The organism is Psychrobacillus sp. FSL H8-0483, from assembly GCF_038637725.1.
GTDB lineage: Bacteria > Bacillota > Bacilli > Bacillales_A > Planococcaceae > Psychrobacillus.
On sequence record NZ_CP152052.1, the window covers coordinates 1,813,715 to 1,829,454 of the forward strand.

General features: G+C 34.4%; 14 protein-coding genes and 1 pseudogene. 12 read left to right on the forward strand and 3 right to left on the reverse strand.

All coding sequences use genetic code 11. From position 1 onward, the window contains the following. Positions 1-581 precede the first annotated feature (581 nt). Positions 582-1,859, forward strand: coding sequence for an MFS transporter (locus MHB48_RS08545; protein WP_342601042.1), 1,278 nt, complete (start codon positions 582-584; stop codon positions 1,857-1,859). 350 nt (positions 1,860-2,209) lie between these two features. Beyond that, positions 2,210-2,668: an SAM-dependent methyltransferase gene (locus tag MHB48_RS08550; protein WP_342601043.1), complete on the forward strand. Its 459-nt coding sequence runs from the start codon at positions 2,210-2,212 to the stop codon at positions 2,666-2,668. Positions 2,669-3,000: 332 nt separating this feature from the next. On the opposite strand, the gene MHB48_RS08555 is transcribed toward MHB48_RS08550, so the two are convergent. Continuing rightward, entirely contained in the window at positions 3,001-3,279 is a 279-nt protein-coding gene (locus tag MHB48_RS08555; protein ID WP_342601044.1) for an integrase, read from the reverse strand. A 919-nt stretch (positions 3,280-4,198) separates the two neighbouring features. Here MHB48_RS08555 and MHB48_RS08560 point away from each other — a divergent pair. The 7 genes from MHB48_RS08560 (at position 4,199) to MHB48_RS08590 (ending at position 11,704) form a co-directional block, all read left to right on the forward strand. Further along, positions 4,199-5,452 carry an MFS transporter gene (locus MHB48_RS08560; RefSeq protein WP_342601045.1) on the forward strand — a complete coding sequence of 418 codons (1,254 nt, stop codon included), beginning with the start codon at positions 4,199-4,201 and terminating at the stop codon, positions 5,450-5,452. Between the two features lie 1,088 nt (positions 5,453-6,540). Then, positions 6,541-7,137 (forward strand): NADPH-dependent FMN reductase, encoded by a 597-nt coding sequence (locus MHB48_RS08565; RefSeq protein ID WP_342601046.1) that lies wholly within the window; start codon positions 6,541-6,543, stop codon positions 7,135-7,137. A gap of 184 nt (positions 7,138-7,321) precedes the next feature. Beyond that, on the forward strand, positions 7,322-8,263 hold the full coding sequence (locus MHB48_RS08570) for a ring-cleaving dioxygenase (protein ID WP_342601340.1): 942 nt from the start codon (positions 7,322-7,324) through the stop codon (positions 8,261-8,263). 416 nt (positions 8,264-8,679) lie between these two features. Continuing rightward, entirely contained in the window at positions 8,680-9,120 is a 441-nt protein-coding gene (locus MHB48_RS08575) for a cell wall hydrolase (protein ID WP_340920253.1), read from the forward strand. A 440-nt stretch (positions 9,121-9,560) separates the two neighbouring features. Continuing rightward, positions 9,561-9,695, forward strand: a complete 135-nt coding sequence (locus tag MHB48_RS08580) for a hypothetical protein (RefSeq protein WP_342601047.1) — start codon at positions 9,561-9,563, stop codon at positions 9,693-9,695. A gap of 174 nt (positions 9,696-9,869) precedes the next feature. Then, a complete protein-coding gene (locus MHB48_RS08585; RefSeq protein ID WP_342601048.1) occupies positions 9,870-10,631 on the forward strand; it encodes a glycosyltransferase in 762 nt (253 codons plus the stop codon). Positions 10,632-10,915: 284 nt separating this feature from the next. After that, positions 10,916-11,704: a lipid II flippase Amj family protein gene (locus MHB48_RS08590; protein WP_342601341.1), complete on the forward strand. Its 789-nt coding sequence runs from the start codon at positions 10,916-10,918 to the stop codon at positions 11,702-11,704. Positions 11,705-11,902: 198 nt separating this feature from the next. Here MHB48_RS08590 and MHB48_RS08595 read toward each other — a convergent pair whose 3' ends face one another. Next, positions 11,903-12,376 (reverse strand): MarR family transcriptional regulator, encoded by a 474-nt coding sequence (locus tag MHB48_RS08595; protein ID WP_340920257.1) that lies wholly within the window; start codon positions 12,374-12,376, stop codon positions 11,903-11,905. A 151-nt stretch (positions 12,377-12,527) separates the two neighbouring features. Here MHB48_RS08595 and MHB48_RS08600 point away from each other — a divergent pair. The 3 genes and pseudogenes from MHB48_RS08600 (at position 12,528) to MHB48_RS08610 (ending at position 14,537) form a co-directional block, all read left to right on the forward strand. Continuing rightward, positions 12,528-13,112: pseudogene (locus MHB48_RS08600) on the forward strand (DUF3238 domain-containing protein). 142 nt (positions 13,113-13,254) lie between these two features. Continuing rightward, the gene (locus tag MHB48_RS08605) at positions 13,255-13,839 is read left to right on the forward strand and encodes a DUF3238 domain-containing protein (RefSeq protein ID WP_342601049.1); all 585 of its coding nucleotides are present in this window, start codon (positions 13,255-13,257) and stop codon (positions 13,837-13,839) included. A 71-nt stretch (positions 13,840-13,910) separates the two neighbouring features. Beyond that, positions 13,911-14,537: an FMN-dependent NADH-azoreductase gene (locus MHB48_RS08610; protein ID WP_340920263.1), complete on the forward strand. Its 627-nt coding sequence runs from the start codon at positions 13,911-13,913 to the stop codon at positions 14,535-14,537. A 720-nt stretch (positions 14,538-15,257) separates the two neighbouring features. Here the strand turns inward: MHB48_RS08610 and MHB48_RS08615 are convergent. Next, on the reverse strand, positions 15,258-15,626 hold the full coding sequence (locus MHB48_RS08615; protein ID WP_342601050.1) for a helix-turn-helix domain-containing protein: 369 nt from the start codon (positions 15,624-15,626) through the stop codon (positions 15,258-15,260). Positions 15,627-15,740: the final 114 nt, after the last annotated feature.

Genomic DNA, 15,740 nt, shown 5'->3' on the forward strand with positions numbered 1-15,740 from the left:
AAATATTCCTGAACATCCTTGGTAAGATTTAATCAGTTGGTACGTTGTTTATCCATATTTAATGAATGTGCTAGTTCACCTACAATCAGAACGTATTTTTCTTCCATATTCTGTGGAGAAGCAGGTCTGCATGGATGGCTAACGGGTGTTTTACTTCAATAAGAGTAAAGAATTTTTTGTTCAGCTAACGAGTCAGTTTAGTTGAAAATGAGACCATTTGGATAATGATTCAATAGGGAATGGCTTACATTTAGTCGTTCTCTTTTTTAGTCCAAAATTTAATATTGGCCAGAATAATATTGAATTGTGTGACATTTTTTTGTATATTTACTATTAGTGGTCAGACCAATTTCAAAAAAATGGTATTTAATGAGGTAGGTATTATTTAGGGGTATTGAAATGTTTGTCATATAAAAGAGAGCTTGCTGTAGTTTATATATTTGATTGGATAAGAGGGTTTTATATTTCAGTGGATCCTTTACCGAGCTTAGGTTTTGACTGTCATATAACATCGTGTGCTTCAAATGTTAATGTGACTAAATCTAAGGAAAAATGATTTTATTGGAATGGAGTGAGATTTTATGTTCAATAAATTAATGGCCGCCCCTTTAAAAATCAAGAATTTTCGAAGGCTTTATGCTGCACAGGTTATTTCTGATTTTGGAAATTGGATAGACTTCACTGCTCTATTGGTCCTCATTGCGTATAAATGGGAATTAGGATCAACTGCTTTAGCTTTTTTCTATATTTCCATTGGCTTGCCGTATGTACTTATTGGTCCATTTGTTGGTGTTTTGGTCGACAGAATGAATTGGAGAAATGTCATGATATTTTCTGATTTACTTCGTGCTGTCATTGTATGTAGTTTTATATGGACCCCTAATATCTATATTTTACTAAGTCTTGTTTTTCTAAGAGGGGTATTGAATGCTTTTTTCAATTCATCTCGTCAAGTAACTTTCCGATTAATCGTTCCAGAAAGTTTACTTCTTCAAGCCAATTCATTGTCTCAACTTTCGATATATACATCAAAAGTTCTCGGACCAGCAATAAGCGGACTATTATTACTCGTCATGCAACCTTCGGGAGCATTTATTATTAACGCTATTACCTATATTGTTTCTGCTATTCTAATTTATAGCTTGCCATTAAATCTTAATAACGAACAACAGTCAAATAAATTAAAGGAAAGTAAGAAACAAAAGAATGCTAAGGGGCAATTTTTTAGAGAGTTTCAAGAAGGGTTAAATTTTATCTTTTCAATACGTATTCTATTTGTAATGATTGGTTTTAATGCTGCAGCTTTTTTTGTCATCTTTCTCTTTAATAGTTTAGGGCCACTGTTAGCAAAAACAGTTGGTCTAAATGAAACAGTTTTTGGCTTCTTAATAAGCGCAGTTGGTTTAGGAAGTATAGTGGGTTCCTTACTAATTGGTCAATGGGGAAAGAACGTAAATCATTTGTTATTAATTTGTTTTGCAGCAATGGTAACCGGTTCATTAATTATTGTATTAAGTTTTGGAGGATTTGGCATCCTGCCTAATGTTCCTATATTATGGATCTCAATTTGGTTTCTAATTGGAATAGGTGTATCTTCATTTTCTGTTACCTACGGGTATATATTGCAGTCTAGAACACCTTCAAACTATCTAGGAAGAGTTTCTAGCACAGGTGAAGCTATGATTAATGTATCAATGGTTGTTGCTCCATTAGTAGGAACTGTTTTAACAAAGTTTATAGGAGTGGGTGGTGTTTTCCTTATAGCAGGAATATTAATGATTTTATTAGGAATCGTAGTTGTTCTATCAAAAAGCAAAATACTTGGTCTTACTCAACCATTGTCTCAGAAGAGTTCATAATCATCGAAAGTTTAAATTCGCATAGAACATCACAAATGACTTGTTCAAATATAGACTTTGTTCAAATATAGACTTTGTTTAAGTAGGACCCCTAGAGAAAAACTTATACTTATTGACCTTAATTCTAATTTTAATGTATGTAAACTTATTTGTTGATATTTTTTTGTTATCCTTTCTTAGTTAAGTTTATATAACTTGAAACATAAAGTGTTCTATAAGAATATACAAAATAAGCGAATAGAAATATACAAACATAAGAAATTCATAATACTCTTAATAAATAATTTGTAATTTTCTCATAAATGATAGAGTGTTATTATATTCCTGTAAGAGGAAGAGGGGAAATGGATATGTTTACTATTGAATCAATAGGAGTAAATTATAATGAACGTAAAAATCCAAAAGATGATTATTGGGGAGAAGTGATTTCGGAAATAAAGTTAGATAAGACATTGGATGTTAGTTGCCTAGATGGAATAGAGTCTTTTAGTCATTTGGAAATAATTTATTTATTTCACCTTGTTCAAGAGGAAGATATTCAATATTCTTCAAGACATCCTAGAAATAATAAAGAGTATCCTAAAGTCGGTATTTTTGCACAAAGGGGAAAAAATCGGCCTAATAGGATAGGGGTAACAATTGTCGAGCTAATAAGTAAGGAAGGGAACTCTTTATTAGTCAAAGGATTAGATGCAATTGACGGTACCCCAATTGTAGATATAAAACCTGTAATGAAAGAATTTTTACCAAAAGGTGATATAAAACAGCCTCAGTGGGCAACTGAACTAATGACTAATTATTGGGAATAGCATGCAAAAGAGTTCTTCATTTTAACAACTGCAGTAAACTACAGTGAGTAGAAAAAAATTAAATCAACAGCGAAGAGCGTTCCGATTGGAGCGTTCTTTTTGTATTGAAGAAGTACGACTTTACTTGTTCAGTAGCGTTAAATTTTTAGATTTCTTATTGTATTGAGGATTTCTTAATTCAACTCCCATGAAAATTAAATACTCTCGTAAAAGGAGAGAATTGCATAACAAAGAGACTCAGAAAAAGCTTTTTAAAAATAGGCTGAGCCTTCAGAATGATTATATTGATCGCAACTATTTTTCCAATTCGACAACCGGTAGAAAACATGAATTCAAAAATCGCTTTTTCCATTGGGAATGACAGGATGAGACCAACGAAAAAACGATTTCACAAAGCGGATACGATGTGCAAGACTGGCTGGTTTTAACTGCTCGCCCGATATAGCGAGATATTCTTTCAGTTGATTTGTATCCAGCAATTCCATCACTGCATCCTTAAAATAACCAATTAGTAGCAAAGACTGTAACTGGTATGCCTTCAACGTTTGCAGTGAAAACCCCTCAATTAGTTTATCAGCTTCAAACGAAGACCATGCTTTTGACGGTAACAATACCATTCCCCCTAAAATAGTAATATTAAATGGATTATTGCCAACTTAAAAGAATAGACATAATTAGTGATTTTACTAATATACGCAGTTTAGTTGAAGAAGGAAATTAAATCTGAATGAAGAATTGTAAAAAGAAGGAGAGTTAGATATGCGTTTTACTTTAATTTTTGGTGTTGCAGGTATTTTATACTCAATGATTTGACACCGGCAGTCATTAATACCGCCGACCGATATGTTTATTCCAATTGCAACAGGTGCACTGATTGATATTCTAATTCTATTAAGTATTTCTAAACACTTTAACGGTAAAGTTGAAGAGATAGAAAAGGTAAGCGGTGAAGAAATTGAACAAGAATTAAAAGATTATTTGAATAGGTAGATAAACTTAATGTGATAATAGAACATTTTAGAGCAACGTTAGTGAAAAAATGAATTTACTCACTTGAAGGTCAAGAAAGCTCAAAAAACTATTTGACGCTTCACTGAACTTGAGGGTATATAGGCTGTATTCTAATCAAAGACTGTTGAGGAATGAATTTATACATAACATATTGATGTCGGATTATGGTGAGTTTTAAGGTAATCAAGAGCGTTATTTGTTAGATTCTGCGGTTTCCCAGGAAATATTTCGTTGGGGAATTATTCGGGGAAATATTCGCTAATTTCTAAATGAGATAAAAGAAAAGTTTAATATGTTTGTATTGTCAAAAGGCGTGAGTTGATAAGTGGTACTTCCCGATAGATAGAGTTGTTGTTAAATCAATATTATATAAATGAAGCTAAGATAGTAAACTATTATACTACTTCTGTAAAAAGAATGAGGGCAATTAATGTATTTAATCTTTTTTGATTCGAGCAAAAAAGACCTTGGCCATTAACTTTTCAATGCAGAAAATATACAGAAAAGGTCGTGAAGAAGATGAATACGGAATATGAAAATTGGAAGAGAAATATTATTATTTTCTTAAGTAGCCAGACGATATCGCTTTTTGGTTCTTCACTGGTTCAATATGCGATTATGTGGCATATAACACTTACTACACAATCCGGAATGATGATGACACTGTTTATATTATGTGGATTCATCCCTACTTTTATTTTGTCGCCTTTTGCCGGAGTATGGGCAGATCGATACAATCGAAAGGTACTCATTATCTTATCAGATGGACTGATTGCTGTTGCAACTCTCGTAATGGCAATTGTCTTTTTAATGGGATACGAGGCTGTTTGGTTACTGTTTGCTATGGCAGCTGTTCGAGCAATAGGAACAGGTATTCAAGGTCCAGCAGTAGGGGCTATTTTGCCGCAGATAGTTCCAGAGGATAAACTGACGAAGGTAAACGGAACTAACGGAAGTATACAGGCTATTATTATGTTCGTTTCTCCAATGGTGAGTGCTGCATTGCTGACGATGGCTACATTAGAAATGATTTTCTTTATAGATGTCATTACTGCAGCTATTGCAATTGTAACTTTACTCCTATTTTTAAAAATTCCGGTACATGCGAAGGCCACCGAGGTACAGACGACAAGTTATCTTAGTGATTTTAAAGCAGGGTTAACCTATATTAATAATCATGCTTTTTTGAAAAAGTTCTTTTTGTTTTTCGCGTTATTTTTTGTTTTGATGGCACCAGCGGCATTTTTGACGCCACTGCAAGTGACACGTAGCTTTGGTGATGATGTATGGCGATTAACTGCAATTGAAATTGCCTTTTCGATTGGGATGATGGTTGGCGGAGCTATTATTGCCACGTGGGGAGGTTTTGCCAACAAGGTGCATACGATGACACATGCCAGTATTATTATGGGAATTTGTACAATTGCACTAGGAATTATGCCGATATTTTGGGCTTATTTACTCTTTATGGCGATTTTCGGAGTGTCCATGCCGGTATTCAATACACCGACAACTGTACTAATCCAGGAGCGAGTTGAAAGTGATTACCTTGGTAGAATATTTGGGGTATTTGGGATGATTGCTACTTCCATGATGCCGATAGGGATGCTCATCTTTGGACCTATGGCAGATGTTATGAGAGTGGAATGGATTTTATTAGGTACAGGTTTACTTATGTTAATACTTGGTCTGTTATTAGGAAGAGACAAAGTATTATTAAAAGCAGGTGAGCCTGTTGTTGCTCCAGAGTCATCTGATTTAACTTCATCATAAATATGAAACCTTGAGACGGTTAGATCGCCGTTTCAAGTTTTTTTTGTTTAGATTACTACGGAGATGTACGCAACCGAACGATAAGCATGAGCCTTCCAGGATGAGTCGAGTTCCATATGAATCCTCATACATCGTAGTTGATGAAAACAGTTTGTAACAGTGTAAGAAAGCTTTATTTGTAATGAAACAAGTAAAGAAACCCGTTTCAAATATAAATTTATAGAAGGACGTATCTAATCGACTTAGGTACGTCTATTTTAATTAGATAAGTATCAACTAGTTTTAACCTAAACAAATAATAATTATATGAGGAGCTCTATTTATAAGGCTTTAAAATAGGTTCTTTCCTATAATTTATAAAAACAATAATATTAGGATAAATGGATTGACATTGAACAATCACTTATGATAAAGTTATCTCGAATTAAAGATATATGGCATGAAGGAATTTAAGGGAATCTTTGAACAGTTAACAGATGAGTAAATTAATATTACCACTGAACTCCTTAAACGAATTAGATATCATGCAGAAAGAAATATAAATTTTTTTAAATTAATATCTCGAACTTAAGATACTTTAAGTAAGGGTAAAGTAGGAGGGGAAGTTATGAATCATTTATAAGGAATTCACCACGTAACAACAATTACAAGTTCTGCAGAAAAAAACGAATTTAAGCGATTAGTTCAATCATGATGATTTACAAACATATCAATAATTGTTTGCGGACGATAAAGGAAGTGCCAGAACGGATAGACCGTTTTTGATTTCCCGAGCCTTCCAAAGGGTATAGTACAAACGAGATTTATAAAACAGCTTTCCTGAATTCAATGAAGGTGTTGCATCTGGAACACCTTGGCAAAGTAGTACAGTACCACTTGAATTCGCGATTATAGGTTTAGGACCCATTCATGCTCGTAACGCACAATGTGATTATTTTAAAGAACTATTGGAAAAAGTAATGATAATGCGCGAAATCGCAAAAGAGGGTTCACTACGGGAACAAATTAAGGCATCGGTGCGACCAATCAACACGGTTCGTAGCACACTTAATGGAAAAAGAGTACTTATAAGGAGGTGAAATAAGAAAATGGGATTTTTAAATAGATTATTTGGAACACAACAAGAGGAGGAAAAAACAATGACAAAATCAAATATAGGTATTATCTTAGGATCAACACGTGAGGGACGCGTTAGTCCACAAGTTGGGAAATGGGTAAAAGAACTAGCAGACAAACGTGGTGACGCGAATTACACTATTATCGATATCGCAGATTACAAATTACCGCTTTTAGGTGAAGCAGGCGGCGATGCATCAGGCGCAGCAGCATGGTCAGAAATCATTGCCAAACAGGACGGTTTCGTATTCATCGTTCAAGAATACAACCACTCTATCACAGGTGCTTTAAAAAATGCATTAGATTACTTACGTGACGAGTGGAATAATAAAGCAGCTGGTATCGTATCTTACGGTTCAGTGGGTGGGGCTCGTGCAACAGAACATTTACGCGGTATATTAAGCGAATTACTTGTAGCTCATGTTCGCGTACATCCAGCATTATCACTATTTACTGACTTCGAAAACGGTACAGTATTCAAACCAGCTGACGTTCAAGCAGCTTCAGTAAACCAAATGTTAGACCAAGTTATTCCTTGGACAACTGCATTAAATACAGTACGTAAGTAACTTTTAAGTATGTAAATCGTTACAAATAGCAAAATGTGCGTGGGCACATGCACATTTTGTGTTTTTAATAAAATTTGAACAAATTCTGAGCAAAACGCTATCAAGCGGATTGAAGGTTTTGCTGAGAATTTGGAAGATAATGATTAATTCATCTTGAATTTTTCAAAGAAAGGGAGGAAGCATGATGAACAAAATAGCGGGACATCATCATATTTCAATGATTACAAAAAATGGACAGCAAAATAATCAATTTTATCAAAAAGTGCTCGGACTTCGTAGAGTAAAGAAAACAGTAAATCAAGATGATCCAAGTTTGTATCATCTTTTTTATGGTGATTTAACAGGAAGTGCTGGAACAGAGCTATCGTTCTTTGAAATACCGATGGTAGGCAGAACAAAGCGAGGAACGAATGCCATTACACAAATTGGGCTTTTAGTTCCGTCATATGATAGTTTAATATATTGGAAACGACGATTTGAGGTACTCGACGTGAAACATGGGGAGCTGACTATGTATGCAGGACGTGAAGCGCTTCATTTTGAAGATAGCGAGGGACTACGTCTCGTCTTACTAAATAATAATGGTGACGAGGTACCGGCATTTTGGCAGTCTTGGGAGGATTCAATAGTTGTAAAGGAACATCGGATTTTAGGAATGGGTGCAGTGGAAATGACCGTACAATCACTAGATAGCTTAGCAAATACATTAGAAAACTTGTTTGGATATGAACTAGCTTTGCGTACAGCAAATGAAGCACGCTACCAATCTGTAAAAGGACAAGCTTTTGGTGAAATTGTAATTGTCGAGCAAGCTGGTCCAAATGAAAAGCCTGGAAAAGGTAGTGTACATCACCTAGCGATTCGCGTAAAAGACGGTGAGGAACTGCGAGCATGGAAACAGCGAATTCAAAATTTTGGTTTTGAAGTAATGAAAATCACAGATCGTTACTACTTTGAGAGTTTATATTTTAGAGAAGAAAACGGTATCTTATTTGAGTTAGCAACGGACGGTCCAGGTTTTACAGTAGATTCACCCATTGAATCACTAGGTAAAGAGCTCGACTTACCACCATTTTTAGAAGGCAAGCGAGCAGAAATTGAGGCAAAGCTAGCACCCATTGAGTAATGGAGGGGTATCGGGAAAGAAAAAGTAAATATTCGACGTTATGAGGTTACGTAAGCCTGTAGATGAATTGGTGAAATGTATCTAATTAGGAGGAAACAATGATGAAAAAACAAAAAACAGGGATACACCATTATGGGCTGTTATAAATAAGGGAATTGATGACTTTGAAGGAAATAAGGACATTGAAGAAAGGACAAAGGGAAAATATCGTCGGCTATCTATGTAAGTTAGTAACCGAGTTAGAAACGGAAAATGAGTAATCCTTACTGTACTAACGATCGATGCAGGATAGTTGAATAAAGGTATAAAAAAGAATGCCATAGTTTTCATCCTACTTAAAACTGTAAGCAGTCTAATTTTATAAAGAATGACACCAATGTAGGCTTTTTTTCATATTATATTTTGGGGGTGGAAAAATGCCAAGAGTTAAATACAGAGATGCAGACATTGATTTAATGGCAAGGATGATGAGAGCAGAAGCCGAGGCGGAAGGAAACCAAGGGATGTTATATGTTGGCAATGTAATTGTTAATCGTGCTGTAGCAGATTGTTTAGACTTTAAAGATGTAAGAACAATTGAAGATGTCATTTTTCAGGTACAAGGTGGAAATTATTCTTTTGAAGCTGTTCAAAAAGGAAATTTATTTTATCAAAGAGCGAGATCTTCTGAAAAAAGATTAGCAAAACAGAATTTGGATTATTGGAGAGACCATCCAGCGAAATTTGCCCTTTGGTATTTTAATCCATATGCTCCATGTCCTCCAACATGGTACGATCAACCTTTTACTGGTCAATTTAAAAATCATTGTTTTTATGAACCAATAGCAGGAACATGTGAAAGTGTTTATAGAGGATAGGTTGTCTGGGAGCTATTATTAATTCTGGAGTTTTATAGAATTTTTTCCTTTTAATGATACGAGTTCAACATTTTTAGTCGTAGGTTCTGGTTGGTAGCCAACAATATTCATTCGATTCAACTCTTGTAGGTAATGTAACGGTTATCAGTTGAAAAAAGCTTCAAACCCTAACCGTAGCCTATTTTTCTCAAACGTTGTTTTGGTGTACTTTTATCTCACGAAATAACAAGGGAACTTCCTGGTTAGCAGGTGTTCCCTTTTTTATATATCAAACATTTAGTAATAGTAATTTATTCAAGGAAGCAAGATTGTGAAATATTGTACTTTAACTAAAGAGTGCTTTAGTAAAAAAACAGACAGAGAATACAATGAGCTTGGAGATACTAGGTAAATCCTCTCTTGAATCATTTGCCCCCGCAACTGATTCAGGAGGAATTATCATGGCAAAGAAAAAAGTATCGCTTGTTAAAAGCTATACGCTAAAAAATGGCGAGAAAAGATACGAGTTTCCAGTGTATTTAGGTATTGATCCTCTAACTGGTTATACAGAAGCGCACAATGAAACGTGGCATTAAAACAATCAAAGAAGCGGAATTAGCATTAGCTCGTATAAAGCTTAGGCGTGATGAAGTTAGATGCACTTTGAATATATCGTTACAAAATAGACATAAAAAAGAAAATTCGGAGTAATATGTAAATGATATACTAAATTTATAAAGACCAATTATTACAGGAAAGAGGGATTTTATATGTCCGAAAGCAAACGATTTATACAAGATGTTCCTGATGAAGATGTAAAATTTTCCGTTATAATACCTGCTCACAATGAAGAAAAGTACATAGGGGAATGCCTAGAATCAATTGCAAAGGCCGCACAACCATATAAAAATCAAGTCGAAGTGATCGTTGTGCTAAATCGTTGTACGGATAGAACAGAGGAAATTGCAAAGTCATACAATTGCGTGACATTGGAAAATTACGATAAAAATTTATCCAAAATTAGAAATGCAGGGGCTGCACTAGCAAAAGGCGAAATCCTGATTACAATTGATGCTGATACTCGAATGACAGAACACTTGTTATCTGAGGTTGAAAAGCATTTAGCATCCAATCAATACATTGGGGGAGGCGTGAACGGAAATTTCGAAAGAATGTCCTTAGGTATAGTGGTTTCTACCATGCTACTAATTGTTCCCTTACTGTTCAAGTATGGTTTTATCTCTGTAGGAGTTTTTTGGTGCTATAAAAAAGATTTTCAGGCAATTAAAGGTTTTAACGAGAATATGCTAATGGCAGAAGATGCTGATTTTGCAAAGCGATTAAAACAATGGGGTAAGAAAAATGGTAAAAAATATGGAACGATTAAGAATGGAATGATTACTTCGTGCAGACGATTTGACCATTATGGGGACTGGGTTTTACTTAAACGGCCTGATCTGATTTTAGCTTATCTCAAGAGCAATAATCACAAAGCTGCTAATGAAGCCTATTATGAAGATCAAGTCAGATGATAATGAAGTAAACTCAATTGCTTATATTCCAGATAATAATTCTCAGCTTGAAGGCAAGATAACGCAAACAAAAAGCAGATAATAAAACAGACGATAAATAAAATTGTCTGTTTTTTATTGTGTACATTTTTCAACTGTTCAAAGGTTATAGTTTTTATAGCGGCCTATTGATTATTTACTGCTCTAATATGGAGCGGAATTGAACTAAAGGCAGTTTAGACCTTTTAAAACAAATAAAATTGGAGTAGGTAATGTCTTTGGAATTTTTCACAACACAATTAGTAATGATTGGATTATTTATTTTAATCATTCATTCAATTGAAACATTAGCATATTCAGTACGTTTATCAGGGGCAAGAGTGAAACTATTAGCATCCGCACTTTCTCTTTTTAATGTGATGGTAATGGTTTCAAGGTTAGCGAATATGATGCAACAACCTTTTACAGGAAGTTTGATTGATAATGCACCAAAAGAAAATGCATTAGAATTTGTCGAGAGTCAATATCGTATTCTAATTGGTTCTGCTACATTAGGAACAATACTCGGTTTACTTTTGTTACCGACATTTATTGCTATTTTTTCAAGGGCGATCATTCATTTAGCGGAGGAACGAGGGTCAATTCCAGCGTTATTGAAAAAAGGGTTATCATTACCTTATTTAAGACGTGCAAAAAAACATATTCATCTACCTAGATATGCTTATTTAAAAAATATGAACTGGCGAGATATACCGGTTAAATTATTTTGCATTAATATGTTGATTACAGCAATTTATACAATAGGAGTTTTATCTGCACTATATGCAGCGTTGATTGCACCTGAACGAGCAACAACTTCTGTTATGGCATCTGGTTTAATTAATGGTGTAGCTACAATCTTACTTATTGTCTTTATTGACCCAAAAATTTCAATCCTAGCGGATGATGTAATCAACCAAAAGGGGAACTATGTCACTTTAAAAAATACATCTATTATGATGGTGACATCAAGATTATTAGGAACACTTTTAGCACAAGTGTTATTCATTCCGGGTGCAAAATATATTGCTTGGTTTACGCAGTTCATTATGTAGTTTAAGAAATTACAAATGTAACACTATCAAACCTCAGATAATAATGAGAAATTGTGAAGAAATATACTTTTAAAATCTCATAAAATTGAAGATTTTGTTTCCATTTTGATAGAAAAATGCTTACTTTTACTGTTTAGGGGGACTATGTATTTTTTATGTTGATTAATGTACAAATAGTCCCATTTATAATCTCTATGATTACCAGACAGGTCTTAATCTCGTTGGTAATTTATCATCATTTGCTTCATAAACTAGTTTTGTTAAATCTTCTTTGAGCATTTGCAGTCGTTCGGTACCTATGTTTTCAATCCAACGTTGCTCAATCTCAGTTAGTATCTTCTCTTTTGCTTTCACTACTAACCAACCTCGTTCGGTCAAAACAATAATTTTTCCTCTCTTATCAGTGGGATGAGTTTTGCGCAATACATAACCACTTTTCTCAAGATAATCCACCATTTTACTCACAGCTTGCTTTGTAATTCCTAAATATTCGGCTAGTTCTATACCTGTTGCTCCGTTGGGAGTGATGCATTTAAACATAAAACCATGTACAGGTCTAATATCTCCAAATCCCAATTCACTCAGTCTGTCATGTAGTTCATTAATTGATGTACTCAAGGATAATGATAAAAGTGATGTAAGATCCAATTCACTAAATACTTCATGATTCATACATAAAACCTCCTTAAATAAAGTCAATTAAGTTGACTTTATTTGAAACCCATTGTACTATACACCATGTAGTCAATCAAGTTGACCATAGTTCAATTATAAAAGAAATAGGATTAACCGAAACAAAATTAATACATTATGGAGGGTTCTCATGGCTAACATCGTTAAAATTAGAGGAAGTGTATTTGCACCGTATGCTTGGTTGGAACCTATTATAGATCCTGCAACAGAAAAGATATTCGAATACACTGGTGATGCACGTGAATTTACACCAAACGCTGTAAACACTACACGGTCAAGATAAGAGCAAGAAGTGATCATTGATTTTTATAAAAAAGAAATTTTCACATATACAAATGCTTGTATCGTAACTGTAAAAGTTACAAATCCAGATGGTTCTATTGATTATAAAAAAGGAAAAACAAGTACAGAAAATATTGTATGTACTAATGTTGTGTGGGGCACTGATGAAGTTTCTTTTGAAATGAGGGCAAGTGCAAGCAATCCTTTAAATGCAGCAGCACCTGCTGCTGATTATTTATTAACTATACATGTTAACAAGAGTGGTGTTGCACAAATTGAAGGTGCACATGATGGATTCCCCTGCTATGAATTTTATAAACAAACAGATTTTGGTCCATTTGAATTAATATATACACATGATTTCAGAAAAACTGGTGACACTCCAGCAGCGCTAGCTGGGGAAATGGAATACAGTTTTAAAACAACAATCTAGATATAAATACTAAGTAGAAGTTTACAAGCAGCAAATATTAAAGGAAAAGCAATAATTTATACGAAAGAAATTGTGATCTGTTTTGCTCAATGCTTCAATATTATTATCCAAAATAAAATTAAAAATCATAGAGGTGTGTCTCATGACTAATATCGTTAAAATTAGAGCAAGTGTATTTATTCCAATGTCTTGGACTGAACCAAAGAAGGATATTCAAACAGGAAACGTAATCCAATTCGAAGGTGACTCACGTGAATTTACACCTTATGCTGTAAACGCTATGCGTTCCAGAATTGAACAAGAAGTAGTTGTAGATTTTTATAAAAAAGAAATTTTCACATATGCGAATACTGGAATAACATCAGAAAGAATCACAACTCCTGATGGTTCCGTTAATATAAGAACAGGAAAAGCTAGTACAGAAGGTATTTTGTGCATGGATGTTGTATGGGGGGGAGATGGCGTCAAATTTCAAATGAGTGCTTGTGCTAGCAACCCACTAAATGTATATGCACCCCCTGTTGACTATCTATTAACTGTACATGTCAAAAAAGATGGTACTGTCGATATTCAAGGTGCACATGATGGATTCCCTTGTTATGAATTTTATAAGCAAGTAAATTTTGGTCCGTTTGAAGAAATTCATACACATGATTTCAGAGAAACTGGTGATACAGCTGAAGCACTAGGTGGAGAAATGGAGTATAGTTTTAAAAAGACATTGTAAAGATAATATAACGCCCTTTTTAGTGAATAAAGATATAACAACGTAAGAGTGAGCAACAGGAGGAACAGAGAATGACAACAATTTTATTTGTAAAAGCAAACAATCGCCCAGCAAACCAAGCCGTTAGTGTGAAATTATATGAGGCTTTTTTAGCAAGCTACAAAGAATCACATCCAAATAATACAGTGATAGAGCTTGATTTATACAAGGAAGAATTGCCATATGTAGGAGTAGATATGATTAACGGTACATTTAAGGCAAGTAGAGGACTTGATTTAACAGCAGAAGAAGCAAAAGCAGTAGCTGTTGCTGATAAATATTTAGATCCATTCCTTGCAGCTGATAAAGTTGTATTTGGTTTCCCTTTATGGAATTTAACAATCCCAGCTGTACTACACACATATATTGATTACTTAAACCGTGCGGGCAAAACATTTAAATATACGCCAGAAGGTCCAGTAGGTCTTATTGGAAATAAAAAAATAGCATTATTAAACGCAAGTGGCGGTGTATATTCTGAAGGACCAAAAGCTGAAGTAGAAATGGCTGTTAAATATGTAGCAAGTATGATGAACTTCTTCGGTGTAAAAGATATGGAGAAAGTAGTGATTGAAGGTCACAGCCAATTCCCTGATAAAGCAGAAGAAATTATTGCTGCTGGGCTTGAAAAGGCTGTTAAAGTAGCAAGTACGTTCTAATTAACAAAATGCTTGTCACTCTGTATGGCAGTACCAACACTTTTATAGTGGTGGAACTGCTTTTTTTTTATTCTCTTATCTCACTTCTTTTGGGCAATGATTGGAATGGCAATATTTGATACTATGCAACTTAAGAAGGAAGTAAAGCCTATTTCCTTATTGAGCTGACGGAGCAGTATTGTTCAATAAGCAGCAATGGACTGTTTATAATTATAAATGGTGAAATTAAGTAATAATGGAACTGAAGTTGGTTTTGAGGTTATTAAAGTTACGGAGCAGGAGGAGGATTATATGCTTAAAATAATTTTATTTTTTATCGTAGTCATAGGGGCTATGATTTTCTATTAGAATCAGCATTTGTAGCTGTGTTTTAATCAATCTTTATTCCAAACCAACAGTAATCAGATTGCCGGAAAGGGAAGAATTATTAAAGCTAGCTTAACTAAAGAAGCCATCGAAACGAGGGAAATCCAGGTTTCGACAGCATTTGTTTCCATATTTTCCAGTTACAATAGCTAAATTGTAGCAGCAGTTTTAAATATTTCTATACCAAAAGTGATGATTACTCCTGCTTTGTGTGGCTCTGCAATTTGGCTTTCAAAGATTACTACGTCAAGTTATTTCATATTGTATATGCCGCAAGCTACGTTTTTGATGTAGTTGTAAGCAATTTCCATAGGAGCAGTTTCTAGAGTTGATTAGTAAACACTATTTGTTTTATTAAGATTGCATTTGTTCTTTGTCAGACGGATTGTTCTGGGCTTTATTCATTTTATGAAGTGTATGTGCCGTTCCCCATTCATGCATTGCCTCTAAAATGGGTTCTAAACTCTTTCCGTATTCCGTAATCGAATACTCTACCTTAGGTGGTACCTGTGGATATACTTTACGAGTGATAATATCCTCCTGTTCTAATTCGCGGAGCTGGTTGGTTAACATTTTTTGTGTGATTCCTGGTACTCTTCGTTTGAGCTCACTGAATCTTTGTGTACCTTCATTCAAAATAGTTAATAATATAATTGGTTTCCATTTCCCTACTAATATACCTAGAGCATCTTCTACACGGCATAATTCCGGTTGTACTTCCATCTTACTTCCCCCTTGGTATCATTTTGTATACTATACCACTTTAAAGTGCGTTCTTATATTAATGTTCTATACGATTTATACTAACACTATACCCAGCAACTTGAAAAGTAGGAG

What these genes read in the sequence shown, in the direction of transcription:
- MHB48_RS08590 (WP_342601341.1), top strand. Translation starts at nt 10,916, where the DNA reads ATGATTGGATTATTTATTTTAATCATTCATTCAATTGAAACATTAGCA.
- MHB48_RS08610 (WP_340920263.1), top strand. Translation starts at nt 13,911, where the DNA reads ATGACAACAATTTTATTTGTAAAAGCAAACAATCGCCCAGCAAACCAA.
- MHB48_RS08595 (WP_340920257.1), bottom strand. Translation starts at nt 12,376, where the DNA reads ATGAATCATGAAGTATTTAGTGAATTGGATCTTACATCACTTTTATCA.
- MHB48_RS08565 (WP_342601046.1), top strand. Translation starts at nt 6,541, where the DNA reads ATGGGATTTTTAAATAGATTATTTGGAACACAACAAGAGGAGGAAAAA.
- MHB48_RS08545 (WP_342601042.1), top strand. Translation starts at nt 582, where the DNA reads ATGTTCAATAAATTAATGGCCGCCCCTTTAAAAATCAAGAATTTTCGA.
- MHB48_RS08570 (WP_342601340.1), top strand. Translation starts at nt 7,322, where the DNA reads ATGAACAAAATAGCGGGACATCATCATATTTCAATGATTACAAAAAAT.
- MHB48_RS08550 (WP_342601043.1), top strand. Translation starts at nt 2,210, where the DNA reads ATGTTTACTATTGAATCAATAGGAGTAAATTATAATGAACGTAAAAAT.
- MHB48_RS08580 (WP_342601047.1), top strand. Translation starts at nt 9,561, where the DNA reads ATGGCAAAGAAAAAAGTATCGCTTGTTAAAAGCTATACGCTAAAAAAT.
- MHB48_RS08585 (WP_342601048.1), top strand. Translation starts at nt 9,870, where the DNA reads ATGTCCGAAAGCAAACGATTTATACAAGATGTTCCTGATGAAGATGTA.
- MHB48_RS08605 (WP_342601049.1), top strand. Translation starts at nt 13,255, where the DNA reads ATGACTAATATCGTTAAAATTAGAGCAAGTGTATTTATTCCAATGTCT.
- MHB48_RS08575 (WP_340920253.1), top strand. Translation starts at nt 8,680, where the DNA reads ATGCCAAGAGTTAAATACAGAGATGCAGACATTGATTTAATGGCAAGG.
- MHB48_RS08560 (WP_342601045.1), top strand. Translation starts at nt 4,199, where the DNA reads ATGAATACGGAATATGAAAATTGGAAGAGAAATATTATTATTTTCTTA.
- MHB48_RS08615 (WP_342601050.1), bottom strand. Translation starts at nt 15,626, where the DNA reads ATGGAAGTACAACCGGAATTATGCCGTGTAGAAGATGCTCTAGGTATA.